Raw genomic sequence first — 16581 nt, forward strand, 5'->3', positions numbered from 1 at the left:
CGGCGACGCAGGCGAAGCGAACGACTCAGGCCTTGGCGGCCTTGGCCTTCTTCTCCGCCTTCGGCTTCGCGGCCTTCGGCGCCTTCGCGCTCTTCTCGCCGCCCTCGGCACCTTCCGAGCCGCCGATCATCTCGGCCTCGAAGTGCTTGAGACCGCGGCGCTGATCGCGCAGGCGTCGGCTGCGACCGGTGCGATCGCGGAGGTAGTAGAGCTTCGAACGGCGGGCGTCGGCGCGGCGCACGACTTCAATCTTGATGAGGCGCGGCGAGTGCACCGGGAAGATGCGCTCGACACCTTCATTGGCCACGATCCGGCGGACCGTGATGACCGCATTGATGCCGCGACCCTTCATGGAGATCAGCACGCCCTGGAAGATCTGCGTGCGCTCCTTGTCGCCTTCAACGATCTTGTAGTGCACATCGATGGTGTCACCGATGGTAAGGAGCGGCAGCCCCTTGGGATCCTTGAGCTGCTTGGCAACGACGCTTTCGATGACTTGGGTGCGGTTCATGGTGCTCGGTCCTTCTGCGTGTCGGGCGTTGGCCCGTGATCGATGGTGGTCCACAGGTCGGGGCGCCTCGCTTGGGTGCGCCGGACCATCTGCTCCATCCGCCATGCTTCGATGGCGGCATGGTCGCCCGAGAGGAGAACCTCGGGCACCTCGCGGCCTCGCCACTCGCGTGGCCGCGTGAAGTGCGGGCAATCCAGGAGTGGACGCCCGCTCGGATCGCGGCGGGAGAATGAATCCTCCGCCGCGGACTGGTCGTGCCCCAGCACTCCGGGAAGGAGTCGGGTCACGGCGTCGGCGAGTGCCAGTGCGGCGAGTTCGCCGCCTGACATCACGAAGTCTCCGACGCTGAGTTCGAGCGGGCGAAGTTCCTCGATCGCACGCTCGTCGATGCCTTCATAGTGGCCGGCAATCAGGAGAAGCCGGTCACGCCTGGCAAGGTCCTCCACGCGGGGCTGAGCCAGGCGCTCGCCCTGCGGCGTGAGCAGCACTCGAAGTGCGGCTCTTGTGTCCATTCGCTCCACGGCCTCCACCGCATCCACAAGCGGCTGGCACATGAGCACCATTCCTGGCCCACCCCCGAAGGGGCGGTCGTCGACCTTTCGATGCCGATTGTCGGCCCACTGACGAATGTCGTGAACCGCGTACTCGACCGCGCCCGACTCCGAGGCACGCCCGAGGATGCTCGCCGAGAGAACCGGCGGGAAGACCTCGGGAAAAAGCGTGAGGAAGTCGATGCGCATGATCAGCCGGTCGAGCGAGCCCGACGAGCGATCAGGCCTTCGTCTCCTCCTCCTTCTTGCTCTTCTTCGGGCTGTGCGCGAGCTCGTGGAGCTTGGCGACCACGGACTTGGGCAGGGTGCCACCAGCCTTGCGGATCAATGTGGCGGCCGTTCTGGACGGCTGCGCCCCGAGGGAGAGCCAATGCTGCACCCGCTCAATGTTCAGTTGGAGCTGTCGCCCGTCGGCGGCCGTGGGCGAGTACCAGCCAAGATTCTCAATGACGCGCCCATCGCGCGGGGAGCGCTTGTCCATGGCACTCAGCCGATAGAAAGGCGAGTGCGTTCGGCCCATGCGCTTCAATCGCAGAACAACCATTGTTCGAACTCCTCGTCAGCCGCCTCCTCGCCCTGCATGGCGACGCCGCCATGGATCAGGAGCGGACTGCCGTGGAGGCGTCGGTTCTGCGCGGGGAGCGTGAAGACTCACGCTCCTCACCCGACACCCGTGCGGCAGCCTTTGGACGGGCAGGTGCGAATCGGGCAATCTACCGGAAACTTTCGCGTTCCTCAAGATCCGCGGAGAGATCCCTCCGTAAAGGATGGGGTCGATTCAGGTGCGTTCAGGCCGGATATTCTGAGACGGTGCGATTCACCCGAGTGATTGACGGGGCACTTCCGGGGCCCCGTCCGAGTGCGTCCGCGGCGGCTCTCCGGGAGATTCGTGGGCCCTTGGGGCCAAGGGAGCGTTGACATGCGTCGAAGTTCGACCTGTTGGCTTGCCGGAGTTGCCCTGATCGGAACACTGGTCACCAGTTCCCACGGCAGGGTTCAGGAGTCGACCTCGTCATTTCCAGATGAGTGGTTCTTCGGGGGAGCGGAGAGATCGGCGGCGCTTCGTGCGATTGAAGGCAAGGAGTCGCCGGGTCTCCTGACGGCCAAGTGGATCGGTGACGAGGTCACGCTGCGGGAGATGCGTGGCAAGGTGGTCGTGGTCGACTTCTGGGCGACATGGTGCGGTCCATGCATCCGCTCGATCCCCGAGAACATCGCGCTCGTCAATCGCTATCGCGATGAGGGACTCATCTTCATCGGTGTGCACGACGCCGCGCAGGGATGGGATCAGGCGGCGCAGGTGGTCTCACAGAGGCGGATCAACTATCCGGTCGCGCTCGATCTGAGTGGCGCCGAGTCGAGCGTGTCGCGTTTCAAGGTGAGCTTCTTTCCGACCTATGTCGTCATCGATCGGACGGGCAAGGTCCGCGCGGCGGGTCTGTTGCCGAACCGCGTTGAGGATGTGGTCAAGGTCCTGATCGCCGAAGCGGCGCCGGGTGACGGCCTCGCCGTCGGCAGCGACTTCTCGCCCGATCACTTCTATGGCGGCACGCTCAGGCCCACCACGCTTCGGGCCGTTGAAGGCCTTCCCGCAGCGCCGCTCTCGGGGCGGGCCTGGGTAGGCCAGAGGGTCGAGTCGCTGGCGCCCGGTCAGGGTGTGAGCGTGCTCTGCTTCTTCGCCCCGGAGAGCGCCATGTCGCGCCTTGAGCTCGATCGCGTGCTCGCGATCGCCAAGGTGCTCGAACCCGCGGGAGTGCGCGTGGTGGCGATCTCTGATGCGGGCTCCGATCGCGAGGCGATCGCCAAGTTTGCCGAGGGGAAATCACTCACGATTCCGATTCTGCTTGATGAACCGGCCGCGGGAGCGACTCTCGCGGCGACCGCCAATGGCAACGAGTCTGGCGCTCAAGCCGAGAGTGCTTCTGATCAGCCGTCGTCGCCCGTTGCCACGCCAATGGTGCCGCCGGGCACGCCGGGGCAGCCCGGTCAACCCTTGCCCGTCGGCCGTGCGCCATTCGCCAATGGTGTGACGGCGTCGGCCTACGGCGCGAAGCTTCTTCCGACCACGGTGGTGGTGGACGGCGCTGGAACCGTTCGAGCCGCGGGGGTTCGGGCGGATCGGCTGCGTGCCGTCGTTGAGAAGATCATCGGCGAGCAGGACCCCGACGCACTCAAGCGCCTTCCTCCGCCGGAAGCGCCGCCCGCAGTTGCTGCACCAGCGCCGCCGACCGCAGTTGCTGCGCCAACGCCGCCGCCGGTGGCGCCCAGCGCTCCGCACGGTGCTCTCGCGCCACCGCCACCCGAAAGCTCATCCGGAGAGTCACCATGACCATGCTGCAACGGCACGACGCCTCTTCTACGCCGAGGAATGATGCGCCCGAGCACGCCTTTGCGAAGGCGGTGCGCGAGCAGGTGGCGCGCACCGTCGTCGGACAGGAGGTCGTGGTTGAGCGCGTGCTCATTGCGCTCCTGACCGGCGGCCATCTCCTTCTCGAAGGCGTGCCTGGCATCGCGAAGACGCTCCTGGTGCAGTCGGTCGCGAAGGCCATCGATCTCCGGTTCAACCGTGTCCAGTTCACGATCGACCTGCTTCCTTCGGACATCGTGGGCGCGGAAATCCTGGAACAGAAGAGCGGCTCCTTCAGAGTGCACAAGGGACCGATCTTCACCAACCTTCTGCTCGCGGATGAGATCAATCGCGCGTCGCCGAAGGTGCAATCTGCGCTGCTTGAAGCCATGCAGGAGCGGCGCGTTTCGATCGGCGACACGACGCATGATCTGCCGGCTCCGTTTGTCGTCATCGCCACGCAGAATCCGGTTGAGCAGGCGGGCACCTTCGAACTGCCCGAGGCGCAGCTCGATCGTTTCATGATGAGGCATCGATTGACCTATCCGACTCCCGATCAGGAGGCGGAAGTGGTGCGTCGGAGCCTCGGGCTGAAGCTCAAGATGCAAGGTGATGGCGCGGTGCCGATGACCGCCTTCGACGCGATCGGCAGCGAGGGGCGTCGTGAGATCCGGGATCTCACGCAGGCCATGGCCGCGGTGCAGGAAGTGCATGTAAGTGAAGTCTTCGTGCGCGATTGCGTGGAGCTGGTGAACCTGACGCGCCGCCACCCGGACATCGAACTGGGGTGCAGTCCCCGCGCGGCGCTGGCGCTGGTCCACACTTCCCGTGCGCGGGCATTCCTTCAGGGACGGGACTATGCCATCCCGGAAGACCTGTTTGCCCTCGCCGAAGATGTCGTTCTCCATCGCATGAGACTGCGTTACGAGGCGCTCGCCGAGGGGCGTCGCTCGAGTGATGTGCTGAAGTCGCTGCTCGACACGCTGAGCTGAACCCGTGACCACCGCCGGCGCCATCTCGCCGAAGAGGAACGCGACGCTGCCCGCGCCGGCGGCTTTGGCCCAGGGTGACTTTGAAGTGGTTGTGCGTCGTCTGGCCGACGACCTCGCGTTCGGAGCGGACAATTCGCTCTTCACCGGAGGCGGCCTCGAGTACGCGGGGTCGCGGCCCTATCAGCCCGGCGATTCGATTCGCATCCTCGACTGGCGACTGACGGCGAGGACGGGTCGGGCGTTCGTCAAGGAGCACGAAGCGCTGAAGCGCGTCTGTGTCTATCTTGTCGTCGACACCTCCGCATCAATGAGCCGCAGTTCATCTGCGGTCTCGAAGCATGACCTCGCCGTCTGGCTGGCTGCAGCGCTGGGGCTCGTGGCGCTGAGGCGCCTCAGCCCCGTGGCGATCGTGGCCGGTGGAGATCGCCGACTTCCGGTTCTGCCGAGCCTGGCGCGCGGCGATCTCTGGCATGCGATCGAGCCGCTTCGGCGAGCTGACACCGCCGAGTCGACGCGGCTTGCGACTCGGCTCGACGAACTCTCGCGGCGCGCAGAGCGAGCAAGCCTGGTGCTGGTGATCAGCGACCTCCACGATCCTGGCGCCCTCGGCGCCCTGCGCCGCGCGGCCCAACGGCATGATGTCACCGTGCTCCACACGATCGATCCTGCGGAAAGTGGGCCGCTTCGCGCCGGGTTCTTCCGTGGTGCCGAAGCGGAGACGGGGCGCCGCTTCCTTTCGCATGGTGGACACCGTCCGGCGATTCACGAGGATCTTCGACAGGAGCTGGTGCGCTCCGGCATCGAGGTGCTCGAGCTGCGGACCGATCGCCCATTCCTCGCGCCGCTCAGGCGCTTCCTTTCGTCGCGCGGTGCGGCCCTGCGGGGGACTCGATGAATCGAGTCACGCATCGGCGATCACTCTCAGCGCGGGCGATGGCAGGCATCTTCCTCGGCGCCACGCTGGCAGTCAACGGGGCCGGGTGGGCTCTCGATCGCACGGAGTCGAACGATGGTGCCTCGATCACCGCGCTGCGCGGCATCAGTGAACGCGTCGAGGCGCCGCGGGCGCGGTTCGGTGCGCTGCGAGCCAAGCCCAATCAGCCGCTCGATGCGCCGATCGTCGTGCGCGTGGTCGATGGTCCCGGCGACACGCAGTTCATCGAGTTCGTGGGCACCGTGCCGGGGGAGTTCGAGTTGATCGATCGACTGGAGCGCATCGACGGGCGGGCCATCGAGCCTAGCGCCTCACTTCGAGTCAAGGTCGAGTCGGTGCTTTTCGGGGCCACCGACTCCGACCTTCGTGGCGAGAGCGCGGCCGTACCGATCGTGCGCGGTGGAGTGGTCGTGCTGATCGTGGGCCTCGTGGCGGTATGGCTGATCCTGCCTCTCCTCGCGCTCCTCCAACGACGACCGAGTGTTGCGGAACCGCTCGCCGCGCCACCAGCTCCGCCGACGGTCGCCGAGGAGATTGCGGCGATCGCGTCGCGGGCGAGGGAGGCAACCCTGAGCGTGGACGAACAAGGCCGTCTGGAGTTGCTCCTGCTGCGCTTCTGGCGCGAGCGATTGCGCCCCGCGACGCCAGTGGGAACTGATGCCGGCCTCGCGGGCGCGGCGCACTCGGACTGCACCACCGCCACCGCAGAGGCTGTCCGCGCTCTGCGCACGCATCCTGAGTCGGGGGCGCTCATCCGCGCGATCGAGGCGTGGCTCCATCAGCATCCCGATCGCTCCTCTGAAAGCGCCGCCCGCGCGGCGCAGGAGCTTGAGCGTTTCATCAGGTCCACGCGTCCTGAAGCGGTCATGAGCGCTCATCGCGAAGGGAGCGCTTCGTGAGCTTCCTCCATCCATGGGTCCTGCTGCTGCTTGTCGTGCCGATCACGCTCGGCTGGGCGGTGCTGCTGCGGCCGGCAGGCGTGACGCTGCCGATCGACCATGCGTCCCATCGGCGTCGCCGAGTGCTCGGATCGCTTCTGGGTGTCTTCGACGCGCTGCCGCTCCTCATTCTCGCGGTGGTCATCATCATCCTCGCCGGACCACAAAGGCCGCAGACCCCGCGCGAAGCACGAGAGCTGACGAACATTCAGATCTGCCTCGATGTGTCGGGCAGCATGGCGGGACCGCGCTATGAGCTCGCGACCGAGGCCATCAGCAGTTTCACCCGGCAGCGCGAAGGTGACGCCATGGGGCTCACCTTCTTCGGGACGGGACAGATTCGCTGGATTCCGCTGACCCGGGATCTTCAGGCGATTCGCAACGCCACTCCATTTGCCGATCCCATGCGTCAGCCGCGCCACATGATGGGCACGATGATCGGCGCGGCGCTCGACTTCTGCCGCCAGAACATCGAGGCGGAGACGAGCGACGAGCCGGGCGATCGCGTGATCATCGTGGTGAGCGATGGCCAGAGCTTTGACCTTGGCGATGGCCAGGAGTTCGAGGTTGCCGAGCGACTCCGCGCGTCCGGCATCACGGTCTTCCACATTCATGTGGCTGAAGATGAGGACATTCCTCCGGAGATGGTCGAACTCGCGCGACTCACCGGCGGTGACGCGATGGTCGCCACCGATCCCGAGGCGATGCGCCAGGTCTTCAGGCACATCGATCGAATGAAACCGGCCCGCTTCAAAGTGCCCAGCGCCGTGCCGATGGATGACTTCTTCCCCTTCGCCATCGCGGGATTGGTGCTCGCCGGGCTTCACCTTGTGGGACTTCTTGGCGTGAGGTACACGCCATGGTGAGCGCCTCGGCCACGCTGGCGATCGCGGCGGGAGTGGCGCTTCTCGCGTTGCTTGCGGAGTGGCTGCACGCGAGGCGCGTGCGCCGTGTCGCGCGACTCGCCTTCGGCGCGAGCGGCGCACCGCGACCTTGGGCACGCGCGTCGCCGCTCATCCGGGTGATCTCGCTCGGTGTGCTGGTCTGGGGCCTGCTCACGCTCGCGCGACTTGATCCGACGGCAGTCGAGGAGCGCCCCTCGGAGAAGACCTCGCAGCAGATCCTGCTCGTTCTCGATGTCTCGCCGAGCATGCAGGTCAAGGATGCGGGACCCGACCTCGAGAAGGTGTCGCGGGCGCACTGGGCGGGGGTGCTGATCCGTTCCATCCTCGATCGGCTCGACATGCGCAAGACACGCATCAGCGTCGTCGCGTTCTACACGGGGGCGCTGCCGATCCTCTCGGAGACCTTCGACAAGCAGGTGGTGGCGAACATGCTCGATGGACTCCCGATGCACCTGGCCTTCGCGCCGGGTGGCACCGATGCGAGCGCTGGACTCGAGATGGCGCTCGAGATGGCGCGGCGCTGGCCGCGTCGCAGCGCCATGCTTGTGTTCGTGGGCGACGGCGACCTCGAGCGTCCGCCGAGCTTCGGCGGGCTTCCCGCGTCGATCGCCGATGTGCTGGTGATCGGCGTCGGCGACACCGATCGCGCGACCACCGTCGGCGGGCACTCGTCGCGTCAGGATGGATGGACGCTGAAGCAACTCGCGGCGCGGCTTGGCGGCCGCTATCACGAAGGCAACCGTCGGCACCTGCCGACAGCACTCCTTGATGCACTCCGAATGACCGCGCCTTCCGAGCGGAGGCCGGTGACGGAGCGCACGATCGCGCTCTGGGCGTCGGCGCTCGGCGCGTCATCGCTCGCGTGCCTCGGACCCTTGCTCATTCTCTTCGGTGTGCCCCGCGCCGCGTCCGCGGCGGAGCCACGCCGCGCTCTTCTCCTGGTGACTTCATGAACTCGAACTTGCTCGATCGTGTCGTTCGATCCAAGGTGCTCTGGACCCTCTGGGCGTGTCTTCCCGTGGCCGCGCTGGCATGGGCCTTCGGTCCAGGACATGCCGTCTTCGAGAGGGATCGCGCCGCGCGACTCATCGAGAGCGCTCGCGTGGCCGAGGCTCGGGCGGAGGTCGCTCAGGCCGCTGCGCACGCCGCGCACCGAGCGGCGCTGGCCGCGCGTCTTCGAGCCGAAGAGACGGGCTCGTCCGCCGACTTCGCCGAGGCGACCGCCGCCAGAGAGGCGGAGGACGCCGCGTATCTCGCAGCCGCCGAGCAGTGGCGCGCGGTCGCCGAACCTCTCGGTCAGGCTCGTTCGATTCTCGAGGCGATCGGTGATCCGCGCGTTCCGAAGGTGCGTGTCGCCCGCGCGAAGGCGCTCGTGCGCTCGGGTGAACTCCTTGAAGGCGTGGTCGAACTCGAAGCTGTCGTCGACGAACTCAGTTCCCGCGGGAGCGCCTCCGATCCAGCCACTGGCGGGCTGCTCGAAGAGGCGCGTCATGAGCTCGGCACGGGTCTCTTCTTCGGCGCTCGGCTGCTCCGCCATGCGGGGGCCAGCCCGGAAGAGTGGGGCGCGGTCGCCACCGCGGCACGGCGTCAGTTCCGCTTCCTCGCGGAGTCCGGACGCGAGAGGGGGAGCGAGCGCTTCGACGAGCACCATCACAACCTCGAGATGGCGCTCGATCTTGAGCAGGCGAGCTATGAGGAAGTCCTCGGGCGACCACTGCCCAAGCAATGCCCGGGAACAAGCAACTGCCAGAACCAGTGCAAGAGCCTCGCGGGTCATTGCAAGGGCAAGAGCAAGGGCAAGCGCCCAGCACCGAGGAAGGGTGACGATCGCTCGACAGGTGCCGGAAACAACGAATTCGGAGACGGCTGGTGAACAGACGAACTTTGACCGGGTCGCTGCGATGCTCGTGCATCGTTGCGTGCATGGCTCTCCTGTCATCGGCGTCGGCGCACCCACTTGGGATTGCGCTTCTCGACGATCCTGACAACGGAGCCGAGGTGGAGTCGGGTCGTGACTCGGAGGGCGCCGCCACCGGCGCGGTCGATGCGACTGAGGCTCCATCCGGACTCCATCTGCGAGGGAACATGGGACCGGCGCCCGGCGAGCAGCCACCCGGTGCGACGCCAACCGGAGCAGCCACGCCTCCCGGCGCACCCGGCGGCGATGGGAGCGCGCCTTCGCCGCAAGAGCTCGCCAATCTCAAGACGCTGCTTGAGTCGCTCCCGGTGACCGAGCAGCAGGAGATGCTCGCCTTCTATCGCGATCTCGGTTTCGATCTCGACCAGCTCCTCGGGCTCGGCGCGGCGCGCATGGCCCAGATGGGGCGGGGACGGCAGATCATCGAGATGTTCGGCAACCTCGCCTTCGCGCGACAACCCGCGGCCGTGCTCGATGCGCGCTCGCGCTTGGCGCTCGGCGACATTCCCCATCCCGATCTTGAACGAGGCGATCCCGGCGAGATCGCGCGGTGGATTCACCTCCAGTTCCTTGCAGGTGACTGGGAGTGGCTTCGGAACTACCTGATCAACCGGCCCCGGCCTGAGGCGGAGATCGTCTACGCCGGGTTGCTCCAGTCGATTCGTCCGAATGCCGGACTCCTTCCGGAAGAGGTCATCGCCATCGCGGAGCTTGCGTCGACCGCGCCGACTCGTGCTCAGGTGGTTCGACTGGGCGCCTTGCTCCAGCAGGCTGCAGAGCGACATGCGACCGCGGAGATGGTGACGCGCCTTCGAGCGGGCTCGCGATTCTTCGGCATGGATGACTCCGAGCGCCGCCAGCGCACCATCGACTTGCTCACCGCGGCGGGTCTCCTTCGAGATGCGTCGGAGTATCTGCCTCCCCTCGACGACGCGCGTGCCGCCGGAGATGGACAGGCCATGCTCGCGCACGCGGCTCATGAATTGGCCCGCGCCGAGCGCAGCGGTGGCGCCGATGCGGAGCCGTTGCGTCGCAGGGCGTGGGCCATCGCCGCCGAGGTGGCGCTCATGGACAAGGTGCCGTTTGAAACGCGCCGACAGGCGATGGGCCGGGCCATGGCCATGATGCCGAGCATGCCGCGCCCGATGGTTCGACCGTGGCTCGAGCGGGTCTTCGATGACGAGGCGCTCGGACAAGTGGCGCTCGAGGTCATGGCCGCGACCGCGATCTCCGTCGGCGATGCCAATCGTGATCGCGAGGAGCGAGCACGCACGATCGTGGCGCTCAAGGAAGCGGTCGACATGCTGCTGACGCGGCATGGGGCCGATTCACCGGCGTTCCAACTTCCGCTGCGCATGCTCACGACCTCACTGGTCAACGAGATGGAAGCGGCGCTGCGAGGCAGCGATGAGTCGGTCCAGCAGATGCCGCCGTGGATGATGATGGCGCCGCAGCGGCCGTCGCGCGATGTCGAGTCGCTCGCGCGCGCCATTCCCAGCGAGGCGTGGTTGCGGGCGATCGAACCGTCGCTGGCGCTTCGCACTGCGGCTGCGGGCATCGCCATCGCCACCTCAGTGGACGACATCGATCTCGCGCTCACGCTCCTTCGCGAGGCCTCGGCGCGATCTCCCACGGAGGCGGAGCGCCTCGCCAACACCTTCCTCGCTCGATGGCAAGGCAAGCTTGGCCGCCGCATGGAGATGGACGATGACATGTACTTCTACTTCTCGCGCTGGAACATGAATCCAGCGGCACCGGTGACGCGCGGGCGCCAGCGGCGGAACCTCGACCGGGTGCGCGAGATGGTGGCGTCGCTCCGCGCCATTGGTGTCGAGACCAATCAACTGCCGTTGCTGGTGCAGATTTTCAACTCCTGCCATGGGGCGACCGAGGTCTTTCAGCGCGAGGATGTCGAGCGCGTCTTCGGTCCGATTGAGGGCATTCCGCCGTGGATCGCGGTCTCGCTCGCGCAGACGATGGCGGCGAACCTCGGTGGCGAGTGGCGCGATCGTGCGGTCCATCGCCGCGCCGGAGTGCGTCGGACCGACGCGGAGATCGCGGCCCTCGTTGATCGCGGTTACGGGCTCGCGCTCGATCTCATGGATTCGGCGCTGGTGGCGCAGCCGGAGTCGTGGCGACTCGCGGTCATGAAGTCGGCGCTCGCCTATGACCGGCAGAGCTTCCTTGAGCAGCAGCGCTCGACACCGTCGGGCGCACTGGCGGAAGTGCGCGCCGCCACCTTCGCGACCTTCGAAGAGGCGGCTCGTCGATATGCCCTCGCGGTCTCCGCAGGCGAGGAGCGCGAAGATGTCGAGGTCTTCCTGCGCTGGTTTGGTGTGGCCATGGGTTCGCCGGGATTGCGCACCTTCCGAAGCGAGGACATTCCGTCCTTGGACGAGGGTGTCGATGATCCGGTCGAGCGCATCCGTCGCGCCCTCGCGGCGCTGCCGCCCGAGGTGGCCGAGCGCCATGTCGCCGAGTTGGCGCGAGCCATCACGGGCTTCCTGGGAGGCGTCGATGCGTCGGTGAAGCCGAAGCTCGTGCGTCATGCGCTTCGCATCATCGGGGACAACCCCGCCGGAGCGCCCCTGCGCACGCTCGACACGCTCTATCACGAGCTCATTCGCGATGAGATCCGTCTGCGCCTCACGATCGACGGCGACGATCGAGTCGGAGTGAAGCAGCCCTTCGGCGTGCTCCTGACGCTGCGCTCGACCGCGGCGGTGGAGCGCGAGGTCGGTGGATTCGCCAAGTATCTCCAGACGAGTGTGCCGATCTGGACGAGCGGTCGCTACCAGGAGAAGAACCATCGCGAGACGCTCGAGAAGGACATTCGCGAGGCCTTCGGCAAGGGAATCGAACTCCAGACGATCAGCTTCTTCGACCCCTTTGTGCCGCCGCGCGGCGTGATCGAAGATGGCCAGGATGGATGGGTGGAGAAGCCGCTCGCGTACCTCGTCGTGACGCGACAGGACGCGACGGTCGATCGGCTGCCCTCGGTGCCCATGGAGATGCAGTTCAGCGACAGCATGGGGCCGGTGACACTGGTGGCGCTCTCGAACGCGCCGGCGCTCGCGGTAGGTGCGGCCTTCTCGGCGCGGCCCTGTCCCGACCTCGAAGTCGTTCAAGTGGTGGATGCGCGCGAAGCGAGCGACTCATCGACCCCGGAGATTCGACTCGAGGTGCGCATGCGTGGTCGCGGCATCGTGCCCGATCTCGAGGAGGCGCTCTCGGGCATCACGAACGCCATCGCCGGGTATGCACCGCAACTTGAGACCGCGCGAGTCTCGCCGATCGTGGCGCTGGGTGATGACCAGACCACGATGGCGGGTCGATGGTTCATGCAGACGCAGCGTGAGCCGAAGGGGGGCTATCCCGAGCCCGATGAGCGCGGGATCTATCGCCCGACCTTCGAGCGATCATGGACGATCACCTATCTTCCGACGGGCGGCGATCGCGCGGCGCTTGGCGGCATCTTCACCTTGCCGACGCTTCGGCCCGTTGTCGCGGGCGCGATTGAGAATCGGCAGTATGTCGACATGGACATCATCCCGGTCACGGGCCCGACGGTCGCGGTCACGCCGCGCGCTTCACCATGGCGCACGCTCGCCATGATGGGCGGGGCGGGGGCCGTTGCACTCGTGGCAATCGGCGGTGTCCTCTGGATTCGCCGTCGACAGCGCCATGCGGCGCCGGCCCTGACCGAGGTCAAGATGCCGCAGCGCATCACGCCGATGAGCACGGTGACGACTCTGCGCCGCCTGCGCGACACTTACGGAGGCTCGCTGCCGCCGGACATGCTCGCGTCACTCGATGCGGAAATCGGTTCGATTGAAGCGCACTACTTCGGCCCCGAGCAGCAGGTGGGTTCGAAGGCGTCGAGCAATGGCGACCTCGATGGGCGCCTGCGCTCCTGGGTCACACGCCTCGAGCGTCGAGCGTAGGAGGGCCATCGCCCGGGCTTGTGCGATCCGCGCCGAGAGTGCCCGCGCCGTGGTCCACCCACGGTCTGTTCGGACCTCGGCCGCGTCGGGCGTCAGAGCAACCAGCCCGCCACCAGCATGCTTGCTCGCTGGGCGAGGTTCAGCCCCAGCGAGATGATCCCGCTGAAGAGACCGAGCATGGCCATGATGATCAGCACCGCGAAGGCGCCGGTCTGCACGCGCGGTTCGAGCAGCCACTTCTCCAGCGGCGGCACGAGCGCACCGAGAATGCGACTTCCGTCGAGCGGCGGAAGGGGCAGCATGTTGAAGAGCGCCAGCGTGATATTCAATGATGCGCCAACGATCAGGAAGGTGTAGACGCCGGCAAGAGTCTGGGGCGAGCCCGTGCCAAATCGCATCCACAGCGCCGTGAGGAGAATCAGCGCCAGCGCGAGGCCGATGTTCACGAGCGGGCCTGCCACGGCGACAATCGCTTCCGAGACTCGTCCGCGTCGGAAGTTCTCTGGACGGACGGGCATGAGTCCCCAGGTGATGCCGACGAAGGCGAAGAGCACCCACGCAAACGGCGGAATGTGGACGGCGGGATTGAGCGTGAGATGCCCGCTTCGGCGCGGCGTCGGATCGCCCTCGCGCTCTGCGGCATAGCCATGTCCGAGTTCATGGAGCACGATCGACACCACGACCCAGACAATCCACGCGATCAGGAGCACGGGGTCGGCGGCCCAGTAGCGATGCACCCACCAGTCGGTCATGGGACCTCCACCATCGCGCCCGCGCGGAGCAGTTTCCACGCTTGGGTTGTGTAGGCCGCCATGGCTTCGTGCTCGAGCAGTCGTTCATCGCCTGCGGCACCGCCGGGACCTCCCGCGCCATGGATCGCCTCGTGCATGCCCTTGCGGGGGTCGAGATCCACGATCGGCCAATCGCTGCCGAAGCCGAGCATTGCGCCGGCATCCCAGGCTTGGCGGAAGGGGAAGAAGCGCTCGAGACGCCCGGCGCCGAGGCGCGCCATGACCGAGTGTCGATCGAAGGTGCGATGATGGGGCTGCATGCTGACCAGACGCCCGCGCAGGCGCGGAAGATCGGCCGGGTGAATCGTCTGCGCGTGCTCGAATCGGGCGATGCGCTCGGGATCGATCGGCTCGACTGCATCGAGCGCGACGCGCAGCGCCTCGTCGCCGATCGCGTGCATGGAGGGCGAGAATCCCGCGTCGATCACGGTCTTCGCCCACTCGCGGAGCGTGCCGCGGGCCGCCTCTTCCATGAGCATGCCTCGCTCGCCGGGCTGATCGGCGTAGGGCTCGAGCATTCGGGCGGTGCGGCTGCCAAGCGTGCCATCGACGAATGACTTGAAGCCATTGACCCAGAGCCGGTCATCGGAGGGAACGCACTCGGCGAGGGCCGGGTCGAAGGCGTCACCGCGATCGAGCAGCGTGATGGCAATTCGGATGGGGAGCTCCGCGCGGATCGGGTGAAAGACCTCGCGCAGATCCTTCGCGTACTCCATGGAGCAGACTGCGACGATGCCGCGCGATGCGGCGTGCGCGCACGCGGCGCGAAGGGCGTTCTGGCGCTCCTCGACGCTCGGCGCCGGCACGATGGGATTCACAAGCTGCCACGCCGCCTGTTCAAGCAACAGGCCCGTCGGCTCACCTCGATCGGAGCGCACGATCGTTCCCCCGTCGGGAACGGCCGCGCCCTCCATCATCGCCAGCACCGGGTGATTCACCACGCAGGCGTGCTGATCCATGCGGTAGGCAACCACCGGCCGATCGCCCGCGCATCGCAGCCAGGAGTGATCGGGCATCGTGCCGCCCCAGCGCTCCTGATCCCAACCATGCGCCTGCAACCAGCGCCCCGGAGGGAGTTCCGCATGACGCTCGGCAATGCGTTGCTCGAACTCATCGCGGCTTGCGCACGCGGAGAGATCGAGCTGCTTGAGCGTGAGCCCTCCGAGCAGCAGGTGAAGATGGCCATCGACGAAGCCCGTCGATGAACCAGATGACGAATCGGAAGAAGCCATGCGAAGGCGTATGCTAGGGACATGGCGTCCATCCATCGATCACGGGCCGTGTGTCTCTCCCTCGTCCTCCTCGGCGCGGCGGGCGCGCTCTCGTCGTGTCGCGATCAGGGCCCGGCGCCGAGGCCACCCACACCAGTGGCTGAACGCCCCTCAGCGCCATCAGGGGGCGCAGCGCGGGTGCAGCCCGGCGACGCGCCCGCGGGCGCTCGAGGACCCGATGGTTCGGTGACGACCGGTGGTGGAGACACCGCCAGGGCGCAAACTCCGGGCGAGCGACTCGCCTCGCCGCCACCTGGAATCTCGGGGCCCGACAGTGACCCGACGCGCATCGAGATCGGCGGACTCGTGATGCCGAAGCCCGTCACCTGGGTTTGGCAGCCACCTTCGATGCAGTTCCGAACGCTTCAGTACGGCGTGCCCGCGCCGGGCGGCGCCACGCCTGCTGCGGAGTTGATCTTCAGCGTCTTCCCCGTCGGTGATGGCGGTCCCATCGACCCCAACATCGATCGCTGGGCCGGGCAGTTCCGTACACCCGAGGGCGGCCCCGTCACGCCCACCAATCGCTCCGTGCGCGAGGTCGAGGGATTGCGCCTGACACGCGTTGACCTTGCAGGTGCCTACATGGGCATGGGCGCCGCGGCGCCGCGGCCGGAGACGGCGCAACTCGCGGTCATTGTCGAGGCGCCAGATTCGAGAGTCTTCATTCGTCTGCTCGGGCCCGCCGCGACCGTGGAGGCGGCGCGCAGCGACTTCGATGCCCTCGTCGAGGGAATTCGACCCGCTGCGTCTCGCTGAATCCGATGCGTCGCGTTCGCGGAGGCGTCACTTCTTCGCCGCGGCGAAGCGGCGATTGACCTCGTTCCAGTTCACCACATCCCACCATGCGCCGAGATAGTCGGCGCGACGGTTCTGGTACTTGAGGTAGTAGGCGTGCTCCCAGACATCGACGCCGAGGATTGGCGTGCCGATGACATCGGCGACACCCTTCATGAGCGGATTGTCCTGATTCGGCGTGCTCGTGACGGCAAGTGAGCCATCGGGCTTGACGATCAGCCACGACCAACCCGAGCCGAAGCGCTTCATGCCTGCGTCGGCGAACTGGCTCTTGAAGGCATCCATCGAACCGAAGGCCTTGTCGATGGCCGCCGCGAGTTCGGCGCTGGGAGCTCCACCGGAGCCCTTTGGAGCCATGATGACCCAGAAGAGCGCGTGGTTGTAGTGGCCGCCGCCATTGTTGCGGACCGCACCTCGGATCGCCTCGGGCACGCTGGTGATCTCCGCACAGATCGCCTCGATCGACTTCGACGCCCACTCCGGATGACCTTCGAGCGCCTTGTTCAGGTTGTCGACATACGCCTTATGGTGCTTGGTGCGATGGATGTTCATCGTCGTCGCATCGATGGCGGGCTCAAGCGCGTTCTCGGCATAGGGAAGTTCGGGAAGCGTGAAGGGCATGGGGGCATCCTCGGAGAGGGGGTTGGGGAGTGGGGCGGACGAAACCGAAAGGGGCTCTTCGGC

15 protein-coding genes are annotated in these 16581 nt (G+C 66.8%); 9 read left to right on the top strand and 6 right to left on the bottom strand.

From position 1 onward, the window contains the following. Positions 1–25 precede the first annotated feature (25 nt). From rplS to rpsP, 3 genes are read right to left on the bottom strand one after another with little or no spacing between them, the layout of a single operon-like run. A complete protein-coding gene (gene rplS, locus KF724_07295) occupies positions 26–511 on the bottom strand; it encodes a 50S ribosomal protein L19 (protein ID MBX3355489.1) in 486 nt (161 codons plus the stop codon). Further along, a complete protein-coding gene (gene trmD / locus KF724_07300; protein MBX3355490.1) occupies positions 508–1251 on the bottom strand; it encodes a tRNA (guanosine(37)-N1)-methyltransferase TrmD in 744 nt (247 codons plus the stop codon). The genes rplS and trmD overlap by 4 nt, the downstream gene beginning before the upstream one ends. Before the next feature lie 31 nt (positions 1252–1282). Next, the gene (rpsP, locus tag KF724_07305) at positions 1283–1606 is read right to left on the bottom strand and encodes a 30S ribosomal protein S16 (GenBank protein MBX3355491.1); all 324 of its coding nucleotides are present in this window, start codon (positions 1604–1606) and stop codon (positions 1283–1285) included. Between the two features lie 375 nt (positions 1607–1981). Here rpsP and KF724_07310 point away from each other — a divergent pair, with 375 nt between their 5' ends. Genes KF724_07310 through KF724_07345 form a run of 8 tightly spaced genes read left to right on the top strand, consistent with a single transcriptional unit; the run spans position 1982 to position 13040 of the window. Then, on the top strand, positions 1982–3391 hold the full coding sequence (locus tag KF724_07310; protein MBX3355492.1) for a redoxin domain-containing protein: 1410 nt from the start codon (positions 1982–1984) through the stop codon (positions 3389–3391). Then, positions 3388–4401, top strand: coding sequence for a MoxR family ATPase (locus KF724_07315; GenBank protein ID MBX3355493.1), 1014 nt, complete (start codon positions 3388–3390; stop codon positions 4399–4401). The genes KF724_07310 and KF724_07315 overlap by 4 nt, the downstream gene beginning before the upstream one ends. 4 nt (positions 4402–4405) lie before the next feature. Next, entirely contained in the window at positions 4406–5296 is an 891-nt protein-coding gene (locus KF724_07320; protein MBX3355494.1) for a DUF58 domain-containing protein, read from the top strand. Then, a complete protein-coding gene (locus KF724_07325) occupies positions 5293–6234 on the top strand; it encodes a hypothetical protein (GenBank protein MBX3355495.1) in 942 nt (313 codons plus the stop codon). The genes KF724_07320 and KF724_07325 overlap by 4 nt, the downstream gene beginning before the upstream one ends. Next, complete coding sequence (locus KF724_07330) at positions 6231–7139, top strand: VWA domain-containing protein (protein ID MBX3355496.1); 909 nt, start codon at positions 6231–6233, stop codon at positions 7137–7139. Before KF724_07325 ends, KF724_07330 begins: the two co-directional genes overlap by 4 nt. After that, positions 7136–8131: a VWA domain-containing protein gene (locus tag KF724_07335; GenBank protein ID MBX3355497.1), complete on the top strand. Its 996-nt coding sequence runs from the start codon at positions 7136–7138 to the stop codon at positions 8129–8131. Before KF724_07330 ends, KF724_07335 begins: the two co-directional genes overlap by 4 nt. After that, a complete protein-coding gene (locus KF724_07340; GenBank protein ID MBX3355498.1) occupies positions 8128–9051 on the top strand; it encodes a hypothetical protein in 924 nt (307 codons plus the stop codon). The genes KF724_07335 and KF724_07340 overlap by 4 nt, the downstream gene beginning before the upstream one ends. A gap of 50 nt (positions 9052–9101) precedes the next feature. Then, entirely contained in the window at positions 9102–13040 is a 3939-nt protein-coding gene (locus KF724_07345; GenBank protein MBX3355499.1) for a hypothetical protein, read from the top strand. 92 nt (positions 13041–13132) lie between these two features. On the opposite strand, the gene KF724_07350 is transcribed toward KF724_07345, so the two are convergent. Both KF724_07350 and KF724_07355 read right to left on the bottom strand, forming a co-directional pair. Beyond that, entirely contained in the window at positions 13133–13792 is a 660-nt protein-coding gene (locus tag KF724_07350; GenBank protein ID MBX3355500.1) for a site-2 protease family protein, read from the bottom strand. After that, entirely contained in the window at positions 13789–15063 is a 1275-nt protein-coding gene (locus KF724_07355; protein MBX3355501.1) for an amidohydrolase family protein, read from the bottom strand. The genes KF724_07350 and KF724_07355 overlap by 4 nt, the downstream gene beginning before the upstream one ends. 21 nt (positions 15064–15084) lie before the next feature. Here KF724_07355 and KF724_07360 point away from each other — a divergent pair, with 21 nt between their 5' ends. Continuing rightward, entirely contained in the window at positions 15085–15858 is a 774-nt protein-coding gene (locus tag KF724_07360) for a hypothetical protein (protein MBX3355502.1), read from the top strand. Between the two features lie 27 nt (positions 15859–15885). Here KF724_07360 and KF724_07365 read toward each other — a convergent pair whose 3' ends face one another. Beyond that, entirely contained in the window at positions 15886–16518 is a 633-nt protein-coding gene (locus KF724_07365; protein ID MBX3355503.1) for a superoxide dismutase, read from the bottom strand. Between the last annotated feature and the right edge of the window lie 63 nt (positions 16519–16581).

The sequence above is a fragment of the Phycisphaeraceae bacterium genome, from assembly GCA_019636735.1.
Taxonomy (GTDB): Bacteria; Planctomycetota; Phycisphaerae; order Phycisphaerales; family SM1A02; genus VGXK01.